Genomic DNA, 21,344 nt, shown 5'->3' on the forward strand with positions numbered 1-21,344 from the left:
CGGCCGGTGCGTGGGCCGGGGCGGGTGGTGCCGTGACGGCCGCACCCCGCGGGGGCGGCCGTCACGGCGAGGGCCAGGTCAGCCCGCGATCTTCGGGGCCGGCTCGTTCTTGTAGCCGGACGGGCCGAAGTGCTCCTTCACGAGCTTGTCCCAGGTGCCGTCCGAGACCATCTTCTCCAGGGCCTTGTTGATCTTGCCCTTGAGGTCGGAGTCGCCCTTCTTGAGGCCGATGCCGTAGTTCTCGTCGCTCATGGAGAGGCCCGCGAGCTTGAACTTGCCCTGGTGCTCCTTCTGCGAGGCGTAGCCCGCGAGGATGGAGGCGTCCGTGGTGAGGGCGTCGACGGCCTTGTTCTCCAGGCCGGTCAGGCACTCGGAGTAGCCGCCGAGCTGCTGGAGGTCGGCCTTCGGGGCCAGCTTCTCCTTGACGTTCTGCGCGGAGGTCGAGCCGGTGACCGAGCAGAGCTTCTTGGTGTTGAGGTCCTCGACCTTGGTGATCGAGGTGTCGTCGGCGCGGACCAGCAGGTCCTGGTGGGTCAGGAAGTACGGACCCGCGAAGTCGACCTCCTTCAGGCGCTTCTCGTTGATCGAGTAGCTCGCGACGACGAACTTCACGTCGCCGTTCTTGATGAGGTTCTCGCGCTCGGCCGAGGGGGCCTGCTTCCAGGTGATCTTGTCCTCGGGGAAGCCCAGCTCCTTGGCGACGTACTTGGCGACGTCGACGTCGAAGCCCGCGTACGAGCCGTCCGGGGTCTTCAGGCCGAGACCCGGCTGGTCGAACTTGATGCCGATGGTGATCTTGTCGCCGTTGCTGCCGGAGTCCGAGCCGGTGCCACAGGCGGTGGCGGTCAGGGCGAGGACGACGGCGGCCGCGGCGGCCGCGGAGGCGTTGCGAAGCTTCATGGGTGAACGTCCCTTGGGTAGCGTTGAGTTGCGAAGACTAGGTCGTCGACTCGCTCAGTGGTGCAGGATTTTGGAGAGGAAGTCCTTCGCCCGGTCGCTGCGCGGGTTGCTGAAGAACTCCTCGGGGGTGGCCTGTTCGACGATCCTGCCGTCGGCCATGAAGACGACCCGGTCGGCCGCGGAGCGGGCGAAGCCCATCTCGTGCGTCACGACCACCATCGTCATGCCCTCACGGGCCAGCTGCTGCATGACCTCGAGGACCTCGTTGATCATCTCGGGGTCCAGGGCCGAGGTGGGCTCGTCGAAGAGCATCACCTTCGGGTCCATGGCGAGCGCGCGGGCGATCGCCACGCGCTGCTGCTGGCCGCCGGAGAGCTGCGCCGGGTACTTCTCGGCCTGCGCCGCGACGCCGACCCGCTCCAGCAGGGCGCGGGCCTTGGCCTCCGCCGTCTTCTTCTCCGTGCCGCGGACCTTGATCTGACCCAGCATCACGTTCTCGAGCACGCTCTTGTGCGCGAAGAGATTGAACGACTGGAAGACCATGCCGACGTCGGCCCGCAGCCGGGCCAGCTCCCTGCCCTCCGCGGGCAGCGGCTTCCCGTCGATCGTGATCGTGCCCGCGTCGATCGTCTCCAGGCGGTTGATCGTGCGGCACAGCGTCGACTTGCCGGAACCCGACGGCCCGATGACGACGACGACTTCACCGCGGCCGATCGTGAGGTCGATGTCCTGCAGCACGTGCAGCGCGCCGAAGTGCTTGTTCACTCCGGACAGGACGACCAGATCCTCCTGCGCCCGGGGGGAGTCCTCGTGGTCCTTGGACACTGCCACTCCGCTCATCGGCCTCTTGCTCCGTCCTCCTCGGTTGGGAGGACACTAGAGACACGTTCGGATGACCGTCATCACATCTGAGCGGAAATTGAGGATAACGATAAGGCCACAGGCGGACACCCTGGGTGAAGGTGACCTGCGACGCCGTACCGGGTGGATAACGGAAGCGGACGGTCCGCGGGGGGACACTTGACTGCGACGTCCGTGATCGGCGTTCATGGGCGTTCATGCCCCGGCCCGGGGCACCCCCGGCGAACGGAAGGAGAAGACCATGCGACTGCTGCTCGTCGAGGACGACGACCACGTCGCCGCGGCCCTCTCCGCGATCCTCGCCAAGCACGGCTTCGCCGTCACCCACGCCCGCAACGGCGAGGACGCCCTCCAGGCCGTCCTCCCGACCGCACAGGGCGACCGGCCCTCGTACGGCGTGATCCTGCTCGACCTCGGCCTCCCGGACCTCGACGGCTACCAGGTCTGCGCCCGCATCCGGAAGCTCACCACCACCCCGGTGATCATGGTGACCGCCCGCAGCGACGTGCGCTCCCGGATCCACGGCCTCAATCTCGGCGCCGACGACTACGTCGTCAAGCCCTACGACACCGGCGAGCTGCTCGCCCGCATCCACGCCGTCTCCCGGCGCACCTCCGGCCCCGTCCCCGACGACGCCGCCGCGGGCGGTACGGGCTCCGCCGCGGACGCCGCCGTGCTGCGCCTCGGCGCCGTCGCCGTGGAGCTGCCCACCCGGCGCGTCAGCGTCGACGGCGAGCCCGTCGCCCTCACCCGCAAGGAGTTCGACCTGCTCGCCCTCCTCGCCCAGCGGCCCGGCGTCGTCTTCCGCCGCGAGCAGATCATCTCCGACGTCTGGCAGACCAGTTGGGAAGGGACCGGCCGCACCCTGGAGGTGCACGTCGCCTCGCTCCGCGCCAAACTGCGCATGCCCGCCCTGATCGAGACCGTGCGGGGCGTCGGCTACCGCCTGGTCGTCCCGGCCGCGTAACCCCCGGCCGCCCCGCCCGTGCGCACCCGCCTCCTCCCCCTGCTCATCGTCCTGATGGCCGGGGTCCTGCTCGCCCTCGGCTTCCCGCTGGCCGCCAGCCTCGCCGCCGCCCAGCAGCAGCGGGTCGTCGTCGACCGCCTCGACGACGGCGCCCGCTTCGCGGCCCTCGCCCAGTTCGTCGGCGACCCCGCCGCCGGCAGCGACGAGCGCCGCACCACCCTCAGCGGCGAGCTCGCCAGCTACCACGACGTCTACGACATCCGGGCCGGCATCTTCTACCGCGACAACCGGGCCATGGCCGCCGCGCCCGAGGACTGGGTCGTCCCGTACGACGGGGAGGGCCGCCGCGCCTTCAAGGAGGCCCTCCTCGGCCGCCGCAGCCACGACCCGCCGCAGGTCTGGCCCTGGCAGCCGCACGCCCGCCTGACCATCGCCTCGCCCGTCGTCCGCGACGGGGACGTCATCGCCGTCGTCGTCACCGACTCGCCCACCGGCGAGCTCCGCGCCCGGATCCTCCGCGGCTGGCTGGTGATCTTCGCCGGTGAGGCCGCCGCCATGCTGCTCGCCGTCGGCGCCGCCGTACGCCTCACCGGCTGGGTCCTGCGGCCGGTCCGCGTCCTCGACGGCGTCACCCACGACATCGCCACCGGCCGGATGAACTCCCGGGTCGCCGAGGCCGGCGGACCGCCCGAACTGCGGCGGCTGGCCCGCTCGTTCAACGAGATGGCCGATCACGTCGAGGAATCCCTCGAACAGCAGCGGGCGTTCGTCGCCGACGCCTCCCACCAGCTGCGCAACCCGCTGGCCGCACTGCTGCTCCGCATCGAGCTGCTCGCCCTCGAACTTCCCGAGGGGAATGAGGAGATCGCCTCCGTGCGCACCGAGGGCAAGCGCCTCGCGCAGGTCCTCGACGACCTCCTCGACCTGGCCCTCGCCGAGCACGCCGCCGCCGACCTGCGGCTCACCGACGTCGGCGCCCTCACCGCCGAGCGGATCGCCTCCTGGCGGCCGGTCGCCGAGGACAAGGGCGTCCGGCTGAGGGGGGAGTGCGGGGCCGCCACCGGCTGGGCCGACCCGATCGCCCTGTCCAGCGCCCTCGACGCGATCGTCGACAACGCCCTGAAGTTCACGCCGGAGGGCGAGCAGGTCACCGTCAAGGTCCTCCCGGGGCGCGACAGCGTCGAGGTCGTCGTCGCCGACCTCGGCCCCGGCCTCACCGACGAGGAGCTGGGCCGGGTCGGCGACCGCTTCTGGCGCTCCGGACGCCACCAGAACGTCAAGGGCTCGGGGCTCGGCCTCTCCATCGCCCGGGTGCTGCTCACCGCCACCGGCGGCGGGATCGACTTCGCGCCGAACGAGCCGCACGGGCTGCGCGTGACGGTCACCGTGCCGCGGTACGCACCGGCGGCCGACGGCTGATCTCGGGGGCGGGGACGGGACGAGGGGTGGGACGGGTACGGCGTCGACCCGCGCGACGACTCCCGCGACCCGGCCGCTCGGGGCCCGGCCGGATCGCTCAGGGCTTGACCGAGCGGTAGTAGCGGCGGGCGCCGTCGTGGAGGGTGAGCGGCTCGGTGTAGACGGCGGTCCGCAGGTCCACCAGCTGGGCCGGGTGCACCTGGCGGCCGATGCCGTCCCGGCTGTCGATCACCGAGCGGGTGAACCCCTCCACCAGGTCGGGATCGGCCTCGGCGGTCGTCACCATCAGGTTCGCCACCGCCAGCGTCTCCACCGGCTGCCCGTCCTGCGCGGCCGCGTACGCGTCGGCCGGGATCGTCGCCGAGCGGTAGTGCCGGGTGGACTCGCCCACGTCCCGCAGCGCCTTCACGAGCGGGGCGTCCATCGGGACCAGCCGGACCGAGGTCCGCTCCGACAGCGACTGCACGGCCGAGGTCGGCAGCCCGCCGGACCAGAAGAAGGCGTCCAGGTCGCCGCGCTCCAGCATCTTCGGCATCGCGTTGATGCCCACCGGCACCGCGGTCACGTCCCGGGACGGGGTGAGCCCGGACGCCGCGAGGACCCGGTCCGCTATCAGCCGTACGCCCGAGCCGTCCTGGCCGACGCCGACCCGCAGGCCGCGCAGGTCGGAGACGTTCTGGATCGAGGAGCCCTTGCGGACGACCAGCTGGACGTAGTCGTCGTAGAGCCGGGCGCAGCCGCGCAGCCGCTCGAAGCCGGGCCGGCGGTCGCGGATGTACTGCGCCACGGCGTCGGCGGTCGCCACGGTGAAGTCGGCCTCGCCGGAGGCGACCCGGGCCAGGTTCTGCTGGGAGCCCTCGCTGTCCTTGAGGGTGATCGAGACGTCGGGGAGGTCTTTGGCCATCACCTGCTTGAGCAGCTCGCCGTACTGCTGGTACACGCCGGTGGGGACGCCGGTGCTGAACGTGATCGAGCCGCTGGGCGTCGAGGTGCCGAAGGGCGCCAGCCACGCCAGCAGCCCCCCGCACACCGCGAGCAGCACGGCCGCGAGCGCGAGGACGCGGCGGCGGGCGGCGCGGGTGAGCGAGGCGAACATGCCAGCGATCCTGCCAGGTGGCCGGCGCCCCTGGCCAGGGCGTCCGGGCGCGGGCGGCTGTGATGTCCGCTGCGCCCGGCACGCCTGTGGCTCCCGGTGGCGGCGAGACCACCGGGAGCCACGGAGCGGGTCAGTAGGCGAAGCCGGACTTGCCGGTGGTCGTCGCCGTGACACGGGTGATGCCGCTGCCCGGCGGGAGGGCCGTGGTCGTGCCGGGCGGGGCGGTCGTGGTGCCGTCGCCGAGCTGCGCGGCCGCGTTGGCGCCCCAGCCGATCACCGAGCCGTCGTCGAGCGCGGCCAGGCTGAAGTCGACTCCGCCGGCGATGTCCTGCACCCCCTTGAGCGCGTCGAGGACGACCGGGGTGGTGCGGTTGGCCTTGGTGCCGTCGCCGAGCTGGCCGTCGGTGTTCTTGCCCCAGCCGGCCACGCTGCCGTCGTCGAGGACGGCGAAGCCGGAGGCGGGGGTGGCGAAGACCTTGGCCACGGCGTCCAGGTAGGCCACGTCGACCGGCTTGCCGGCGTCGGTGACCGTGTCGTTGCCGAGCTGGCCCTCGGCGCCCTTGCCCCACGCCTTGACGGTGCCGTCGGCGGTGAGCGCGAGGACGTGGTCGCAGCCGACGGCGATGTCGGCGACGTCGGTCAGGTCGGGGACCTTCTGCGGGGTCTCGCGGGTGGTGTTGTTGCCGGTGCCGAGCCTGCCGTTGTCGCCCTTGCCCCAGGTCCAGACGGTGCCGTCCTGGCGCAGGGCCACGCTGAAGTCGCAGCCCGCGCCGACGTCCTGCACCTTGTCGAGGCTCTGGACGACGACGGGGGTGCGGTACGGGTTGGTGGAGTCCTGGCCGGTGCCGAGCTGCTTGGTGGCGTTGGAGCCCCAGGCGAGGACCCGGCCGCCCTTGACGGCGAGGACGTGGTTGAGCCCGGCCGAGAGCGCGCTCACCCCGGAGAGGCCGGTGACGGTGGCGGGGAAGCTCTGCGCGGTGGTGGTGCCGTTGCCGAGCTGGCCGGTGGTGTTGGCGCCCCAGGACTTGACGGTGCCGTCCTTGAGGAGGGCGACGGCGAAGGGGTTGGCGGTGGTGCCCGCCCCGCCTCCGCCGCCGGACACCTCGCGTACGTCGTCCCGGGCGAGGCCGAGGACGGCGGCGGGCGTCTGCTGGGCGAGCAGGGAGCCGTTCCCGAGCTGCCCCTGGGCGTTCTCGCCCCAGGCGCGGACCCAGGGGTCGGTGCCGGCGGCGGCGGGCAGGGCGGAGGCGGTGAGGGCCGCGAGGGACAGCGCGGCGAGCAGGGTGAGACGCAGGGGTGGGGTCATCTGCGTGCCTTTCGCTTGGTGGGGTCGTGGGGCGGTGGGGGTCAGTACGCGTAGCTGGACCGGCCCACGACGGGGGTGGAGACCCGGGTCGCGCCGCTGCCCGCGGGCAGGGCGGTGACCGGGGTGGGGGTGTCGGTGGTGGTGGCGTTCCCGAGCTGGCCGTGGGTGTTCTCGCCCCAGGCGAGGACCTCCCCGTCGGTGCGGACGGCGACCGTGTGGGCGTAGCCGCCGGCCAGGCCGGTGATCCCTTCGAGGGCGGGGACCGGCACGGGAGCGGTACGGGAGACGGTGCTGCCGTCGCCGAGCTGGCCCTTGCCGTTCCAGCCCCAGGCCCGTACCGAGCCGTCGTCCCGTACGGCGAAGGAGTGGTAGCCGCAGGCGAAGAGCCCGGCCACCTCGTCCAGGTGGCGCACCTCGACCGGGGAGGAGGCGGCCGTGGTGGTGTCGTCGCCGAGCTGCCCGTTGGTGTTGTAGCCCCAGGCCCGGACGGTGCCGTCGGAGAGCCGGGCGAGGGTGTGGTGGCAGCCCGCGGCGACCTCCACGACCCCGGTCAGGCCGGGGACCCGCTGGGGGGTGTTCCGCTGTGTGGTGCCGCCGTTGCCGAGCTGGCCGTGGTCGGCCCGGCCCCAGGTCCAGACGGTGCCGTCCTTCCTGAGGGCGACGGCGTGGTGGCAGCCGGCCGCGAGGCCCTCGACCCCGGAGAGGCTCTGGACCCGGACCGGCCGGCCGGTGGACGCGGTGGTGCCGTCGCCGAGCTGGCCGGACTGGTTGGAGCCCCAGGCGAGGACCCGTCCGTCGCGGACGGCGTAGCCGGCCTCGAAGCCGGCCGCGATGTCCGTGACGCCGGAGAGACCGGCGACGGCGGCCGGGAAGGGCCGGGAGACGGTGGTGCCGTCGCCGAGCTGCCCGGCGGTGTTGCCGCCCCAGGTCCGCACCGAACCGTCGGTGAGGAGCGCGACGCCGAAGGCGGTGGCGTTGGTGCCGCCGCCGCCCGCCAGCTCGCGGACGGTGTCGCGGTCGAGGCCCTGGACGGCGGCCGGGACCGGACGGTCGGCGGTGGTGCCGTCGCCGAGCTGGCCGCCCGCGTTGGCGCCCCACGCCTGCACCCACGGCTCGCTGGGTTCGGCGTGGGCCGGGCCGGTCAGGCAGAGCAGGGCGAGCGCGGCGGCGGCCGCCCGTGCGGAGGCGTACCTCATGGGGAGCACCCCGCTCAGTACGCGTACGTCGTGTTGCCGCCGAGCGAGACGGCCACGTCCTTGATCGCCGAGCCCTCGTTGAGGATCTTCACGGACTCGAAGCGGGAGACGGTGGTGCCGTTGCCGAGCTGGCCCTCGCCGTTGTGGCCCCAGGCGAAGACGTCGTCCGCGGTGACGGCCACGCCGTGCCGGGCGCCGGCCGCGAGGTGCTGGACGCCCTCCAGGCGCGGGATCTCGACGGGGGCGGTGCGGTTGGTGCGGGAGACGTTGTCGCCGAACGCCTCGTCGCCCTCCAGGAGCTGGCCGTACTGGTTGTTGCCCCAGCCCCAGACGTGGCTGTCGCTGGTCTTGACGTAGTTGTGGAAGGCGCCCGCCTCGATGTCGGAGACGCCCTCGATCCAGTCGACGTCGACGGGCAGGGTGGCGGACTTGGTGGAGGAGTTCCCGAGCTGGCCGTAGAGGTTGTAGCCCCAGGACTTCACGGTGTCCTCGGCGGTCAGGGCGAGGGCGTGGTGGCAGCCGGCGTCGATCGAGACGACGTTCTCCAGTCCCAGGACCTGCCGGGGCACGGAGCTGGTGGCGCGGGTGCCGTTGCCGAGCTGGCCGTGGATGCCGCGGCCCCAGGCGTACACCTTGCCGTTCTCCAGGAGGGCGAGGCTGAAGTCGCAGCCGGCCGAGATCTGCTTCACCTTGGGCATGCCCTGGACCCGGTCGGGGACGGTGCGGCTGTCGCCGGTGCGGTTGTTGCCGAGCTGGCCGTAGGCGTTGTCGCCCCACGAGTAGACCTGGCCGGAGGTGTCGAGGGCGAGCGCGTGCCTGCCGCCGGCCGCGACGTCCTTGATGTTCGTCAGCCGGGGGACGGTGGTGGGCACGGTCTGGTTGGTGTTGCCGCCGTTGCCGAGCTGGCCGGAGGAGTTGTGGCCCCAGGACTTCACGGTCTTGTCGGTGCGGGCGAGCGTGAACGAGTCGGCCGAGGAGGTGCCGCCGGCGGAGACCTGGTCGACGTCGCCGCGGAAGAGGCTGGTGACGGAGGACGGGCTGAGGCTGTCGGACAGGGTGCCGTTGCCGAGCTGGCCGGTGCGGCCCGCGCCCCAGCTCAGCACGGTCGGATTGCCCTCGTTGGCGGTCGCGGACGGGGCGAGGGCGAGGGGTACGGATCCGAGGGCGGCGGCCGCCGTCAGGGCGACGGCGCGATACGTACGGGTACGGGCGCGGGATCGGGTTCGGGACATGGCTCTGCTCTCCTTCGTGGGGGACAGGGGGGAGCGTGCGTGGGGGACAGGGGAACGCGGGCGCCGGTCCGCGGGCCCCGCACGGGACGGCGGGGCCCGGACGGCCGGCGTCCGGACGTCGTGGGGGCTTCGTGCGCGGCCCTCGGGCATGGCGGGCCCACGGCCGGTACGACGGCCGGATACGGGCCGTCGGGCACAGGAGCAGCCTGTCCGAGAACGATCACGACAGCGAGCCGGAATCGCCGAAACACCCGCCTGACGGACAGCCGTTCGGGGCGGCGGGGGAGGGGGCGCATTCGCCCCGCCGGAGCGTCCGCGCCCCTGGTCCGGGACCCGGACCGCGTCGCGGCCGGCCGCCCGCCGAACGGCGTCGCCCACCGGGGTGGGACCCCGCTCCGGACCGGCCGGCCGCCCTCACCCGCGTACGCCGGAATGCATACGGACGGGTGGTGCCGCCGGCCGGTCCGGTGCCCCGCCGGCGGGCCGCCCGCGGTGCCGTCCGGCCGGTGGTGAACGCGCTCCGCCGAAGTGGTGAGCGGCTGCCCGGAGGGGCGCAGTGCCGTGTGTCCTGCCGTGGCGGCGGGGCCCGTCCGGTTAGCGTCGGAAAGCGCTCGGTGATCTTGAGGGCAGTTCCCCCTGCCCGCCCCTGGCCCCCTGCCGAGCCGCCAACTCACCCCTGTCCCAAGGGAGTTTCCGCATGCCCGTGACCACGGCACCCGTGTGCCGCCGTACCGGCGCCACCGTCCTCACCGCCTTCGTCCTCGCCCTCGGACCGGGCCTCCCGGCCGCCCTCGGCGGGCCCGCCGCCGTCCCGGCCTTCGCCGCCGAGTGCAAGCCCGACGACCAGGCGTGCCTCGACAAGGAGGCCAACGAGAAGGAGGCCAAGGAGATCGAGGAGCAGCAGAAGAAGACCCAGGAGGCCGCCGGAAAGGCCGACAAGGACATCCAGGCCGCCGGCGACAAGCTCAAGGAGTGTCCGCCGGACTCGTCGTCCTGCATGGGCAAGCTGACCGGCGGCAAGGGCGCTGCCGAGGAGAAGGGCCTGGAGGACATGACCGAGACCATCTCCTCGAACCGGCCCGAACCGGCCGGCAACGCGGCCCAGGCCGTGACCTCCACCTGCGACGCCTTCCCCGGGTCGCTGCCGCAGGGCTCCACCGACCCGGGAGCGTCCCCCTTCCCGGTCGACCGGCTCTGCTCGCTGCTGGGCGGCTGAGCCGGACCGGCGCACGCGGCCCCGCCGCCCCGCCGTCCCGCTCCGGGCCGACCCCCCTCGGCCCTCGGGATCCCCCCTTGGCCCCCGCCCTCCCCCGGCGCTCGCGCTCCTTCCCGTCCCCTAGCGCTCCTTCCCGTCCCCTCCCGCCCTTCCCGTCCCCGCGCCCTCCCGTCCTCTCCCCTCCGTCCCGAAGGGATGTCCCGCCGTGCCCGCGTGCCGTCGTCACACCGTCCTGCTGCCCGCCGTCTCCATCCTCCTCGGCTTCGCCGTCTCCCTCGCGCCGCCCGCCGGCGCCGCCGCCGAGGAGGGCCCCGGCGAGACCCCCGTCCCCCGCGCCTTCACCGCCGACGGGCGTCCGGCCGAGGTCGCCGACGTCCTGAAGCACTGCGGCACCGAGCGGGCCGGCTGCGCCTTCACCATCGACCCCAAGCTGAGCCGCGAGTACGCCACCGCCGTGAAGTCCCTCGGCAACGCGGTGATCAACTGCACCCAGAGCGACATGAACGTCGACCGGACGGTCGTGCTGCGCACCAGCAGCAGCGACAACATCGGCGGGGAGATCTCCGGGAAGATCGCCGCCGAAGGCACGGTCAGCGCCTCCGGCGAGGTCACCACCAACCTCTCCAACGACATCAGCAGCGAGAACAAGACGCCCAACCTCAAGGACGGGCCCACCTCCACCAACGGCACCAAGACCACCGTCGCGGGCGGCGCCAAGGCGGCCGGCTCGCTGAGCGCGAAGCTGGCCTTCGAGGCCGCCTTCAAGGCCACCTACTCCAAGTCCTGGACCACGGAGCACACCGAGACCACCGCCTACAAGACCACCGTCAAGTCCCACGACATGCTCGTCTTCGGTGCCAGCGCCTCCATGCGGCGGGTGGTCGGCAGCCTCGTCTCCAGGTCCGGGCAGCGGATCGTCGGCATCGCCGTGGACAGCCCCTCCATGGTGACCAGCAGCACGTTCATCGCCCAGACGTACGCCGCCCCGGCCGGCGTCTGCGGCGGCACACGGCCCCCGGGCACCACCGCGCCCGCCCCTGCCCCCGGCCCCGCCCCTGCGCCGGCCCCCGGCCCCGGCTCCGCCGTCCCCGGTCCGGTGCCCGCGCCCGAGGTCCCCGCCACGCGGGCGGTGCCCCCCGGCGCCGCGCCGAAGCACGTCGTCCTGCTGCCCGCCGACGCCGCCTGACCGCGAGGAGAACCCCGTGAACCGCACCACCCTCCTCCGGACGGCCCTCGCCGCCCTCGGCTCCGCCGGCCTGCTGCTGCCCGGCGCGGCCCCCGCCGCGGCCGCCCCCGCCGCCCAGCCCGTGCCCGTTCTCAACGGCGACTTCGCCGAACCCGCCATGAAGGGCGACGGCCCCACCACCGTCGGCATCGACCACTGGACCGGCACCAACCAGCGCTACTCGCCCACCGCTTCGGGCCGCACCGACGGTTCCCACGGCGTCGCCCTGCAGAAGGACGGCAACACCCTCCAGCAGCGGCTGCGCGGGGTGCGGGCCGGAGCCGCCGTGACCGTCACGTACGAGGACAGCCCGGCCGTCTCCAAGGAGTGCACCGGCGAGCAGGTCGCCGGCGGACAGCCGTACACCGTCCAGGGCTCCGGGGGCACCGTCCGAGAGACCACCACCGCGGGCGAGGCCGGCCGCTCCAAGGGCACCCCGGGCAAGGGCGTCTGGACCGCCCGCGGTTACACCTTCACCGCCGGCGAGAACGAACCGCTGCTCACCTTCACCTCCCGGGTCGCGGACAGCAAGACCCACGTCACCTGCACGCCGATGATCGCCCGGATCCGCGCGACCGAGGTGCCGGTCGCCGTCGACAGGACCGTCGGCAAGACGGCCCTCGGGACCTCGGAGGCGTACAAGGGCAACGACCGCGAGTCCACGCTCCACAACGCCGCCGCGGCCTGCAACGGCGAGAACGCCTGCGTCTTCCGCCCCGACACCCGCACCTCCTTCCGCTACTACGACCAGGCCCGGGTCGTCGGCGAGGCATTCGTCAACTGCACCCGCAACACCCTCGAACACACCCGGCTCGTCTCCTTCGCCGAGCGCAGCCACGACAGCGTCGCCCAGACCTACGCCGACGCCGGCCTCGCTCTCAACGAGGTCGCCCGGCTGCCCACCACCGGCGTCCGCGAGGAGGACGAGAAGCGGCTCAAGGAGCGCCCGATGGCCACCCAGTTCGCCCTCGCGTACGAGAAGACCTGGCAGCGCCCCTGGCAGTGGTTCAGCAGCGACCAGCGCACGGTCGTGGAACGCATCCAGCCCGGCGAGGTCAGCTGGATCGAACTCCAGCCGAGCCGCGAGCGCGTCGAGGGCTGGTTCCTCGGCAAGAAGGACGACTACCGGCTGCACGCCGTGATCGACGGGCCCTCCCGCACCGTCCCCGACCGGCTCCTCCAGCGCACCGGACCCATGTCCGAGGCGGAGAAGCAGCGCTGCGCCGCCGCCCGGCCGATGACCACCACTCCGGTCGGCGCGGACGCCCCCGCGAGCAGCAGCGACAAGGGCCTGGTGAAGATGCCGGCGCCGACGGCCCCCGGGGCGCGGGCGGTGAGCGGGACGGTGCCGCTGGACTGAGAACGCGGCACCGCCGCCGGGGCCGGCTCGGGCGGGTGCGGGCCGTCGCCGCCGGACGACGGCTCGGGCGGGCTGCGGGCCGCCGCTGGACGGGGCGGGCCGTACGGGTCAGGGTGGACCGACGGCGCCCGCCGTCCCCGTCCGTACGACCCGAGGAAGCCGCCGATGCGCTCCGCCCCGTCCGTCACCCCGCCCCGCGTCGCCGTCCTCGCCGACGACCTGACCAGCGCGGGGGACGGGGCGGCACCCTTCCGCCGGGCCGGCCACCCGGCCCGCGTCCTGCTCTCCGGCAGCCCCCTCGCCGGCCACGGACAGGAGGACGGGGTCCTCGCCGTGGACCTCGGCAGCCGGCTCCTGGACGAGGCCGGGGCCGGGGAGCGCACCCGGGAGGCGGCTCGCGCGCTGGCCGGCGCGGGGCTGCTCCTCAAGACCGTCGACTCGACCCTCCGCGGTCACGTGGCCGCGGAGATCCGTGCCGCGCGGGAGGGGTCGGGACGGGCGTCGGTGGTGATCGCCCCGGCCTTCCCGGCCGAGGGCCGCACCACCCGCGACGGCGTCCAGTACGTGCGGGGCACCCGCGTCGACGCGAGCGAGTTCGCCCGCGACCCCGCCCACCCCGTCCGGACCGCCGACCTCGCCCGGATCCTCCCGGAAGCCGTCCTCGTCGACCCCGGCCGCGCCGACGCCCTGCCCGAACTCCTCGCGGACGGCGGGCTCTTCGTCTGTTCCGCCGCCACCGACGCCGACCTGGACCGGATCGTCGCCGCCGTCCCCGACCACGGGGCCGTCCTGTGGGTCGGCTCCCCGGGCCTGGCCGCCGCCCTCGCCCGCCACCACGCCCTCCCGGACACCGCCGCCCCCGGCGGACTCCCGCCCGCCGTGCGCCCCCTGGTCGCCGTCGGCAGCGCCAACCCCGCCACCCGGCGGCAGCTCGCCCGGCTCGCCGCCGAGCCGGGCGCGGTCAGCGCCGACGCCGCCGGCCGGCTGCCGGCCGCCGACACCTCCGTCCGCATCCTCCACACCCCGCACGAACGCCGGGCGGACCCGGCCGAGTTGACCCGGCTCCTCGCCGCCTCGGTGGCGGAACTGGCCGGCCGGGCACCCTTCGACGGGCTCGTGCTCACCGGCGGCGAGACCGCCGAAGCCGTCCTGCGCGCGCTCGGCGCCCACGGCATCGACCTCCACGACGAACCCGAACCCGGCATCGCCCGCGGCACCCTCGCCGGCCCCGCCGGCCTCCCGCCGGTCCCCATCGTCATCAAGGCGGGCGGCTTCGGCGACGACCGCACCCTCCTCCGCCTCCACGCCCTCCTCACCGGGAGCCCGGCCTGACCGAAGGGAGCCCGGCCTGACCGAGGGGAGTTCGGGCTGACCGAGGGGAGGTCGGCCCGACCGGCGGGGGACCGGCACGACCGACGGGGCCGGCCATCCGCGAGGGACGGCCTACGCCTCCAGATACCGCAGCACCGCGAGGATCCGGGGGCTGTGGCCCTCGGTCCCGCGCAGCTCCAGCTTGTCGAAGACCGCGTTGAGGTGCTTCTCCACGGCGCTCAGCGAGAGGTGCAGCCGCCGCGCGATGGCCGTGTTCGTGCACCCCTCCGCGAGCACCTGGAGCACCTCCCGCTCGCGCGGGGTCAGCCGGGCCAGCGGATCGGCGTGGGCGCTGCGCACCACCAGCTGCCGCACGACCTCCGGGTCGATCGCCGCCCCGCCCGCGTGGATCCGCTCCAGCGCGTCGAGGAACTCCTCGACCTGCGCCACCCGGTCCTTCAGCAGATAGCCGACCCGCTCCGCGCCGGCCGCGAGCAGCCGGGCCGCGTAGCTCCGCTCGACGTGCTGGGAGAGGACCAGGACGCCCGTCCCCGGCAGTCGTTCGCGGATCTCGACGGCCGCCCGCAGCCCCTCGTCGGTGTGGGTCGGCGGCATCCGGATGTCCACGACCGCCACGTCGGGGCGGAGCGCCTCCGTCTCGGCGACCAGCGTCGCCGCGTCGCCGAACGCCCCGACGACCTCGTGCCCCTCCTCCACGAGCAGGCGGGAGAGGCCCTCCCGCAGCAGGGTCGAGTCCTCGGCCAGGATCACACGCACGGCAGCTCCGCGACGATGGTGGTGGGTCCCCCGATGGGGCTGTCGATCCGCAGGACGCCGTCGAGCGCGGCGACCCGCCCGCGCAGCCCGGTCAGGCCGCTGCCCGCCGGATCCGCGCCGCCCCGGCCGTCGTCCTCGATGCGCACGGTCAGCGGGCCGTCGGGCGCCACCGCGAGCCGCACCGTGACGGCCGAGGCGGACGCGTGCTTCGCCGCGTTGGTGACGGCCTCGGAGACGACGAAGTACGCGGCCGTCTCCACCGGACGGGGGAGCGGCCCCGCCACCTCGTACGCGATCCGCAAGGGCAGCGCGCACCGCTGCGCCACCCCGCCGAGCGCCTCCTCCAGGCCGAGGCTGTCCAGCGCCGACGGGTACACCCGCCAGGCCACCTCGCGCAGTTCGGCCAGCACCTCCTGGGCCTCCCGGTGCGCCTGGCCCAGCAGCTCGGCCGCCCGTTCCGGGTCCCGCGCGCCGCCCCGGCGCGCCCGCCCGATGAGCATCGCGAGCGCCACGAGCCGCTGCTGCACCCCGTCGTGGAGGTCCCGCTCGATCCGGCGCCGCTCCACGTCCACGGCCCGTACGACGGCGGCCCGGCTCACCGAGAGCTCGTCGATCCGGCGCCGCAGCAGCTCCCGCTCCGACGGCCCGAAGCACTCCCGGGCCAGCCGGGCGTCGAGCGCGGTCAGCGCGAACAGCCCCTGGAGACCGAGGAACAGCAGGACGCCCCCGAGGACCAGCTGCGTCAGCAGCTCCGCCGTCCCGGTGGTCCCGCGCACCACCCCGCCGGCCAGCAGCCCCGCGAGCACCAGGCCGAAGCCGAGCAGCGCCAGGACGATCCCGCAGACGAGCCCCGACCAGGACCGGGCCGCCAGGTACCGGACCGCGCCCTCGCCCCCGTACGCCTCGGGGAACCGGTCGCCGAAGAAGCGGGTCCGCCGCCGGCGCTCCACCTCGACGAGCCGCCGGGCGCCGGAGCCGAGGATCCCGAGGGCGTACGACCGCGTCCGCGGCCACAGCAGGAAGGCGCCGAGCGGAACCCCGGCGAGCAGCAGGTACAGCAGGCCGGCCGGCGCCGTCAGGCATCCGGCGAGCACCCCCGCCGCCCGCTTGGCCGCCGACCGCGTTCCCGCGCCGCTCCGTTCGCCCCCGCTCACGCTCACGCCCCCGTTCACGCCCCCACCCTAGGCGCGCCGGTGGCGGGCGGCCGCCCCTCGGGCCCGGAGCCGTACCGTCAGCCAGGTCGCGCCGGCCACGAGGACCAGCACGGCGACGGCCTTGGAGGCCACGCCCACGTACGACTCGACCAGTTCCCACCGGTCGCCGAGGGCGTAGCCGGCGAGGACCAGGACGCTGTTCCACGCCAGGCTGCCCACGGTGGTGAGCAGGAGGAAGAGCGGGACCGGCATCCGCTCCACCCCGGCCGGCACCGAGATCAGGCTGCGGAAGATCGGCACCATCCGGCCCAGGAGCACCGCCTTGGTGCCGTGCCGCCGGAACCACGCCTCGGCCCGCTCCAGGTCCGAGACCTTCACCAGCGGCAGCCGCGCCCACAGCGCGTGCATCCGCTCCCGGCCGAAGAGCGCCCCGATCCAGTACAGGGCCATCGCGCCCACCACCGAACCCAGCGTCGTCCAGAACAGGGCGGAGGCGAGGCTCAGCACGCCCTGCCCGGCGGCGAAGCCGGTCAGCGGCAGGATCACCTCGCTCGGCAGCGGCGGGAACAGGTTCTCCAGGGCGATGGCGAGCCCCGCGCCCGGCCCGCCGAGCGTGTCGACGAGTCCGGCCGCCCAGCCGGCGATGCCGCCTGCGGGCTCCTGGGTGAGAGCGGTCGGGAACGGCGTCATGAGCCCTCCAGGTCTCAGGGGAAGGTCCTCCGGCGAACCCCGCCGGACGACGCTCTCCAACCTAGGAACCGCAGCTCGCGGCCGGTATGCGCGTTCCCGCCCGGCGCCCCTGCGGAAAACCGCAGGGGCGCCGGGCGGACCGCTTCCCCCGGATCGCGCCGCGGGCCCGGCACGATCCGGAGGGGACGGCTCAGGCCGGCAGGTCCGCCGCCGTCGGCACCACCACGGCGAACACGTCGGTCAGCGCGGTCAGCGCCGCCCGCTTCAGTTCGGCGGCGGGCACGACCGTGCCGTCCGGCGCGGTGAGCGCCCGGGTCGCGGTGGCCTCGGCGACGACGGTCGGCCGGTAGCCCAGGTTGAAGGCGGCCTGGGCGGTGTAGTTGACGCACATGTGCGTCATGAACCCGGCGAGCACCAGGTCCTTCCCGCTGCCCGCGGCGAAGCCGAGGTCGGTGAGGACCTTCTCCAGGTCGGTGGCGTGGAAGGCGTTCGGGAAGTTCTTCACCACGACCCGCTCGCCCTCGGCGGGAGCCACCTCGTCGCTGATCGCGCCGATCGGGGCCGTGATGTCGTACGGGGAGCCCTCGCCGCTGTCGTGCTGGACGTGGACGACCGGGGTGCCCGCGGCCCGGGCCCGGTCGAGGAGCCGCACCGCCTCGGCGACCGCCGCTTCGGCGCCCTCCAGCGCCATGACGCCGGACCGGTAGGTGTTCTGGATGTCGATGAGGACCAGGACCGCCTCGGAGAGCCGGGCCGGCTCGTCGGACTGACCGGAGAGGGACCGCAGCGGGGTGGACGGAGTGACGCTCATGTCGGGACCTTTCGTAAGGAATCGGACGGTGTGAGGGCGCGGCGGAGCCGCCCGCCCCACGGAGGAGGAGCAAGGAGCGAGGACCGTGGAGCGAGGAGCGAGGAGCAAGGAGCGAGGAGCAGGGAGCGGGGAAGGAAAAGGTCTGCGGGAGGACAGGGGGCCGGGCCGGGGTCAGCCGGTGCCGGTGCGGAACCGGCGGCGGTAGGCCGCAGGCGTGGTCGCGAGCTGCCGGCGGAACGCCCGGTGCAGGGTCTCCACCGAGCCGAGCCCCGCCCGCGCCGCCACCTCGGCGAGCGGCGCGTCCGAGGTCTCCAGATGGCGCCGGGCCACCTCGATCCGGGCCGCCTCCACGTAGGAGGCGGGGCTGGCGCCCGTCTCCTGCGCGAAGACCCGGGCGAAGTGCCGCTCGCTCAGACACATCCGGCCGGCCAGCCGTTCCGCGGACAGGTCCTCGTCGAGGTGGTCCGCGATCCAGAGCCGCAGCTCGTCGATGTCCCGCCGGCCGGCCGCCGGACGGCTCAGCGGCACCGAGAACTGGCTCTGCCCGCCCTGCCGCTTCAGATACATCACGAGCTGCCGGGCGACCGCGAGCGCCGTCTCCTCGCCCAGGTCCTCCGCCACCAGGGCGAGGGACAGGTCGAGGCAGGCGCTGATCCCGGCCCCGGTCCACAGCCGGCCCCGGTCCGTCCGCACGAAGATCGGATCGGGGTCGACCGCGACCTCCGGATGGTCGGCCGCCAGCTGCGCGGCCGTCGACCAGTGCGTCGTCGCGGTCCTCCCGTCGAGGAGGCCGGCCGCCGCCAGGACGTGCGCGCCGACGCAGACCGACGCCACCCGGCGGGCGTGCGGAGCGGTCTCCCGCACCCACCGCACGACCTCCGGGTCGAGCCGGGCGACGACCCCTCCGTTCTCCGCCGGATCCACCGCCCCCGGCACCAGCAGGGTGTCCACGTCCGCGCCGACCTCGTCGAAGCCGAGGTCCGCGACCAGCCGCACCCCCGCCGAGGTCCGCACCTCCCCGGCGCCGCCGGGCGCGGCCAGCCGCACCCGGTAGCGGGCGCGGCCGCCCGCCTCCCGGTTGGCCAGCGCGAAGACCTCGGCCGGCCCGGTGACGTCGAGCAGGTCCACGTCGGGGAAGACCGCGACGACGACCCGGTGGACGGGGTGCTCCCCGCCCGGGCCGGCGGCCGCCGCTTCCTCGGTACGTGTCTCGGACATGTCCCCACCTTCGCCCGCCCCGCCCCATGACGGCAATGACGATTCCCTGTCACATCCGGACACCGGCCCGTCCCCGCCGCCCGGCCGCACGGAGTCCCGGCGCGCGGACGCCCGGCCGTACGGACGTCCCCGCCCGGCTACGGGCCCGCGGTCCGGCACCCGGCCGGGAGGCCACCGGGGACCGCCTACTCTTGGATGCATGACCAGCAGCAGCGACCGGAGTCTCACAGTGGGCATCGAAGGACCGAAGACCTACGACATTCGCACCTACGGGTGCCAGATGAACGTCCACGACTCCGAGCGGCTCTCCGGTCTGCTGGAAGAGGCGGGCTACGTCCGCGCCCCCAAGGAGGCCGACGGCGCCGACGTCGTCGTCTTCAACACCTGCGCGGTCCGCGAGAACGCCGACAACAAGCTCTACGGCAACCTCGGCCACCTCGCCCCGATGAAGACCGCCCGCCCCGGCATGCAGATCGCCGTCGGCGGCTGCCTCGCCCAGAAGGACCGCGACACCATCGTCAAGCGGGCCCCGTGGGTCGACGTGGTCTTCGGCACGCACAACATCGGCAAGCTGCCGGTCCTCCTGGAGCGCGCCCGCGTCCAGCAGGAGGCTCAGGTCGAGATCGCCGAGTCGCTGGAGGCGTTCCCCTCCACCCTGCCGACCCGCCGGGAGTCGGCGTACGCGGCCTGGGTGTCGATCTCGGTCGGCTGCAACAACACCTGCACCTTCTGCATCGTCCCCGCGCTGCGCGGCAAGGAGGAGGACCGCCGCCCCGGCGACATCCTCGCCGAGATCGAGGCGCTGGTCGCCGAGGGCGTCTCCGAGATCACCCTGCTCGGCCAGAACGTGAACGCGTACGGCTCCGACCTCGGCGACCGCGAGGCGTTCAGCAAGCTGCTCCGCGCCTGCGGCTCCATCGAGGGCCTGGAACGGGTCCGCTTCACCTCCCCGCACCCGCGCGACTTCACCGACGACGTCATCGCCGCCATGGCCGAGACGCCGAACGTGATGCCCCAGCTGCACATGCCGCTCCAGTCCGGCTCGGACACGGTCCTCAAGGCCATGCGCCGCTCCTACCGCCAGGAGCGCTTCCTCGGGATCATCGAGAAGGTGCGCGCCGCGATCCCGCACGCCGCCATCTCCACCGACATCATCGTCGGCTTCCCCGGCGAGACCGAGGAAGACTTCGAGCAGACCATGCACGTGGTCCGCGAGGCCCGCTTCGCGAACGCCTTCACCTTCCAGTACTCCAAGCGCCCCGGCACCCCGGCCGCCGAGATGGACGGCCAGATCCCCAAGGAGGTCGTGCAGGCCCGCTACGAGCGCCTGGTCGCCCTCCAGGAGGAGATCTCCTGGGACGAGAACAAGAAGCAGGTCGGCCGCACCCTGGAGGTCATGGTCGCCGAGGGCGAGGGCCGCAAGGACGGCGCCACCCACCGCCTCTCCGGCCGCGCGCCCGACAACCGCCTCGTCCACTTCACCAAGCCCGACGAGGACGTGCGCCCCGGCGACGTGGTGACCGTCGAGATCACCTACGCCGCCCCCCACCACCTCCTCGCCGAGGGCCCGACCACCGCCGTCCGCCGCACCCGCGCGGGCGACGCCTGGGAGAAGCGCACCGCCGCGGCCGCCGCCAAGCCGGCCGGTGTCCTGCTCGGCCTGCCGAAGATCGGCGTCCCGGAGCCGCTCCCGGCCGCCGAGACCCCGGCCTGCGGCGTCGGCCACTGAGACGGGTCACCGGGACGTTTCAGGGGACGGTTCGCTGAGGCGGGTCGTGGAGACGGTTCGCCGAGACGGGCGTGGGCCCGGGCGGCCGCCGACCCCGCCCGTCCCGGGGCAGTAGGCTGCGGATCATGCTTGTCGCCGCAGCCGTGTGCCCCTGCCCGCCGCTCCTCGTGCCCGAGGTCGCGAGCGGTGCCGCCCCCGAGCTGGAGGCCGTGCGGACGCACTGCGCGGACGCCCTCGGGGTGCTCGCCGCAGCCCGGCCCGACCGGCTCCTCGTCGTCGGCCCGGCGCCCGAGGGCGCCCAGGGCGTCTTCCCGGCCGGTTCCGCCGGCTCCTTCGCCGGGTTCGGCGTGGACCTCACCGTGCGGCTGGGCGAGGGCGCCGGGGTCCGTCCGCTGCCGGCCGCGCTCGCCGTCGGCGCCTGGCTGCTCTCCCGTACCGACCGGGCGGACGTGCCCGTCGAGGGGCTCGGGGTCGACGAGCGGGCCACGGCCGAGGAGTGCGCGGAGGCCGGCCGCCGCCTCGCCGCCTCCGCCGGACGGGTCGCGCTGCTCGTCCTGGGTGACGGCAGCGCCTGCCGGACCGTGAAGGCCCCCGGCTACTTCGACGAGCGCGCCGCCGGCTTCGACGCCGAGGCCGCGCGGGTCCTGGGCAGCGCCGACGTGCCCGGCGTCCTGGCGCTCGACGCCGCCCTCGCGTACGAGCTGAAGGCGGCCGGACGCGCCCCCTGGCAGGTCCTCGCGGGCGCGGCAGAGGGCGCCGGCCTGGCCGGCCGCCTGCTCCACGAGGACGCCCCCTACGGCGTCGAATACCTGGTCGCCGTCTGGTCCTGAGGGCCGGCCGGAAACGCCGGACGGGCGGTGGCCGCGGAGGACGTCC

19 protein-coding genes are annotated in these 21,344 nt (G+C 74.3%); 8 read left to right on the top strand and 11 right to left on the bottom strand.

What is annotated here, in order from left to right:
- Nucleotides 1-78: 78 nt before the first annotated feature.
- On the bottom strand, nt 79-900 hold the full coding sequence (locus tag ACFVU3_RS36025; protein WP_390073000.1) for a glutamate ABC transporter substrate-binding protein: 822 nt from the start codon (nt 898-900) through the stop codon (nt 79-81).
- Between the two features lie 54 nt (nt 901-954).
- A complete protein-coding gene (locus ACFVU3_RS36030; RefSeq protein ID WP_390073001.1) occupies nt 955-1,740 on the bottom strand; it encodes an amino acid ABC transporter ATP-binding protein in 786 nt (261 codons plus the stop codon).
- A 262-nt stretch (nt 1,741-2,002) separates the two neighbouring features.
- On the opposite strand from ACFVU3_RS36030, the gene ACFVU3_RS36035 reads away from it, so the two are divergent.
- Nucleotides 2,003-2,728, top strand: a complete 726-nt coding sequence (locus ACFVU3_RS36035; protein WP_390073002.1) for a response regulator transcription factor — start codon at nt 2,003-2,005, stop codon at nt 2,726-2,728.
- A gap of 18 nt (nt 2,729-2,746) precedes the next feature.
- Entirely contained in the window at nt 2,747-4,147 is a 1,401-nt protein-coding gene (locus tag ACFVU3_RS36040; RefSeq protein ID WP_390073003.1) for a sensor histidine kinase, read from the top strand.
- Between the two features lie 97 nt (nt 4,148-4,244).
- Here the strand turns inward: ACFVU3_RS36040 and ACFVU3_RS36045 are convergent, their stop codons facing one another.
- The 4 genes from ACFVU3_RS36045 to ACFVU3_RS36060 form a co-directional block, all read right to left on the bottom strand.
- Nucleotides 4,245-5,243, bottom strand: a complete 999-nt coding sequence (locus ACFVU3_RS36045) for a TAXI family TRAP transporter solute-binding subunit (protein ID WP_390073004.1) — start codon at nt 5,241-5,243, stop codon at nt 4,245-4,247.
- Nucleotides 5,244-5,373: 130 nt separating this feature from the next.
- The gene (locus ACFVU3_RS36050; RefSeq protein ID WP_390073005.1) at nt 5,374-6,549 is read right to left on the bottom strand and encodes an RCC1 domain-containing protein; all 1,176 of its coding nucleotides are present in this window, start codon (nt 6,547-6,549) and stop codon (nt 5,374-5,376) included.
- A 41-nt stretch (nt 6,550-6,590) separates the two neighbouring features.
- Nucleotides 6,591-7,745, bottom strand: coding sequence for an RCC1 domain-containing protein (locus ACFVU3_RS36055; RefSeq protein WP_390073006.1), 1,155 nt, complete (start codon nt 7,743-7,745; stop codon nt 6,591-6,593).
- Nucleotides 7,746-7,759: 14 nt separating this feature from the next.
- Nucleotides 7,760-8,977, bottom strand: a complete 1,218-nt coding sequence (locus ACFVU3_RS36060) for an RCC1-like domain-containing protein (RefSeq protein ID WP_390073007.1) — start codon at nt 8,975-8,977, stop codon at nt 7,760-7,762.
- A 697-nt stretch (nt 8,978-9,674) separates the two neighbouring features.
- On the opposite strand from ACFVU3_RS36060, the gene ACFVU3_RS36065 reads away from it, so the two are divergent.
- The 4 genes from ACFVU3_RS36065 to ACFVU3_RS36080 all read left to right on the top strand — a co-directional run bounded on the left by ACFVU3_RS36065 (nt 9,675) and on the right by ACFVU3_RS36080 (nt 14,110).
- On the top strand, nt 9,675-10,193 hold the full coding sequence (locus ACFVU3_RS36065) for a hypothetical protein (RefSeq protein WP_390073008.1): 519 nt from the start codon (nt 9,675-9,677) through the stop codon (nt 10,191-10,193).
- A gap of 205 nt (nt 10,194-10,398) precedes the next feature.
- Entirely contained in the window at nt 10,399-11,379 is a 981-nt protein-coding gene (locus ACFVU3_RS36070) for a hypothetical protein (RefSeq protein ID WP_390073009.1), read from the top strand.
- A gap of 16 nt (nt 11,380-11,395) precedes the next feature.
- Nucleotides 11,396-12,778: a hypothetical protein gene (locus ACFVU3_RS36075; protein WP_390073010.1), complete on the top strand. Its 1,383-nt coding sequence runs from the start codon at nt 11,396-11,398 to the stop codon at nt 12,776-12,778.
- Between the two features lie 165 nt (nt 12,779-12,943).
- Nucleotides 12,944-14,110 carry a four-carbon acid sugar kinase family protein gene (locus ACFVU3_RS36080; RefSeq protein WP_390073011.1) on the top strand — a complete coding sequence of 389 codons (1,167 nt, stop codon included), beginning with the start codon at nt 12,944-12,946 and terminating at the stop codon, nt 14,108-14,110.
- Between the two features lie 111 nt (nt 14,111-14,221).
- On the opposite strand, the gene ACFVU3_RS36085 is transcribed toward ACFVU3_RS36080, so the two are convergent.
- The 5 genes from ACFVU3_RS36085 to ACFVU3_RS36105 all read right to left on the bottom strand — a co-directional run bounded on the left by ACFVU3_RS36085 (nt 14,222) and on the right by ACFVU3_RS36105 (nt 18,739).
- Nucleotides 14,222-14,866 carry a response regulator gene (locus tag ACFVU3_RS36085; protein WP_390073012.1) on the bottom strand — a complete coding sequence of 215 codons (645 nt, stop codon included), beginning with the start codon at nt 14,864-14,866 and terminating at the stop codon, nt 14,222-14,224.
- Nucleotides 14,857-16,038 (bottom strand): sensor histidine kinase, encoded by a 1,182-nt coding sequence (locus ACFVU3_RS36090; protein WP_390073013.1) that lies wholly within the window; start codon nt 16,036-16,038, stop codon nt 14,857-14,859. The genes ACFVU3_RS36085 and ACFVU3_RS36090 overlap by 10 nt, the downstream gene beginning before the upstream one ends.
- 9 nt (nt 16,039-16,047) lie before the next feature.
- Nucleotides 16,048-16,710: a DedA family protein gene (locus tag ACFVU3_RS36095; RefSeq protein WP_390073014.1), complete on the bottom strand. Its 663-nt coding sequence runs from the start codon at nt 16,708-16,710 to the stop codon at nt 16,048-16,050.
- A gap of 190 nt (nt 16,711-16,900) precedes the next feature.
- Nucleotides 16,901-17,521 carry a cysteine hydrolase family protein gene (locus ACFVU3_RS36100; RefSeq protein WP_390073015.1) on the bottom strand — a complete coding sequence of 207 codons (621 nt, stop codon included), beginning with the start codon at nt 17,519-17,521 and terminating at the stop codon, nt 16,901-16,903.
- 171 nt (nt 17,522-17,692) lie between these two features.
- A complete protein-coding gene (locus tag ACFVU3_RS36105; RefSeq protein WP_390073016.1) occupies nt 17,693-18,739 on the bottom strand; it encodes a GlxA family transcriptional regulator in 1,047 nt (348 codons plus the stop codon).
- A 199-nt stretch (nt 18,740-18,938) separates the two neighbouring features.
- Between ACFVU3_RS36105 and miaB the strand changes: the two genes are divergently transcribed.
- Together miaB and ACFVU3_RS36115 are read left to right on the top strand one after the other, a co-directional pair.
- Nucleotides 18,939-20,468 carry a tRNA (N6-isopentenyl adenosine(37)-C2)-methylthiotransferase MiaB gene (gene miaB, locus ACFVU3_RS36110; RefSeq protein ID WP_390073017.1) on the top strand — a complete coding sequence of 510 codons (1,530 nt, stop codon included), beginning with the start codon at nt 18,939-18,941 and terminating at the stop codon, nt 20,466-20,468.
- 125 nt (nt 20,469-20,593) lie between these two features.
- Entirely contained in the window at nt 20,594-21,298 is a 705-nt protein-coding gene (locus ACFVU3_RS36115) for a class III extradiol dioxygenase subunit B-like domain-containing protein (protein WP_390073018.1), read from the top strand.
- Nucleotides 21,299-21,344: the final 46 nt, after the last annotated feature.

The organism is Streptomyces sp. NPDC058052, assembly GCF_042885515.1.
Lineage (GTDB): Bacteria > Actinomycetota > Actinomycetes > Streptomycetales > Streptomycetaceae > Streptomyces.

Coding starts and splice junctions, on each gene's coding strand:
- ACFVU3_RS36025 (WP_390073000.1), bottom strand. CDS start 900: ATGAAGCTTCGCAACGCCTCCGCGGCCGCCGCGGCCGCCGTCGTCCTC.
- ACFVU3_RS36030 (WP_390073001.1), bottom strand. CDS start 1,740: ATGAGCGGAGTGGCAGTGTCCAAGGACCACGAGGACTCCCCCCGGGCG.
- ACFVU3_RS36035 (WP_390073002.1), top strand. CDS start 2,003: ATGCGACTGCTGCTCGTCGAGGACGACGACCACGTCGCCGCGGCCCTC.
- ACFVU3_RS36045 (WP_390073004.1), bottom strand. CDS start 5,243: ATGTTCGCCTCGCTCACCCGCGCCGCCCGCCGCCGCGTCCTCGCGCTC.
- ACFVU3_RS36050 (WP_390073005.1), bottom strand. CDS start 6,549: ATGACCCCACCCCTGCGTCTCACCCTGCTCGCCGCGCTGTCCCTCGCG.
- ACFVU3_RS36055 (WP_390073006.1), bottom strand. CDS start 7,745: ATGAGGTACGCCTCCGCACGGGCGGCCGCCGCCGCGCTCGCCCTGCTC.
- ACFVU3_RS36060 (WP_390073007.1), bottom strand. CDS start 8,977: ATGTCCCGAACCCGATCCCGCGCCCGTACCCGTACGTATCGCGCCGTC.
- ACFVU3_RS36065 (WP_390073008.1), top strand. CDS start 9,675: ATGCCCGTGACCACGGCACCCGTGTGCCGCCGTACCGGCGCCACCGTC.
- ACFVU3_RS36080 (WP_390073011.1), top strand. CDS start 12,944: ATGCGCTCCGCCCCGTCCGTCACCCCGCCCCGCGTCGCCGTCCTCGCC.
- ACFVU3_RS36095 (WP_390073014.1), bottom strand. CDS start 16,710: ATGACGCCGTTCCCGACCGCTCTCACCCAGGAGCCCGCAGGCGGCATC.
- ACFVU3_RS36100 (WP_390073015.1), bottom strand. CDS start 17,521: ATGAGCGTCACTCCGTCCACCCCGCTGCGGTCCCTCTCCGGTCAGTCC.
- ACFVU3_RS36105 (WP_390073016.1), bottom strand. CDS start 18,739: ATGTCCGAGACACGTACCGAGGAAGCGGCGGCCGCCGGCCCGGGCGGG.
- miaB (WP_390073017.1), top strand. CDS start 18,939: ATGACCAGCAGCAGCGACCGGAGTCTCACAGTGGGCATCGAAGGACCG.
- ACFVU3_RS36115 (WP_390073018.1), top strand. CDS start 20,594: ATGCTTGTCGCCGCAGCCGTGTGCCCCTGCCCGCCGCTCCTCGTGCCC.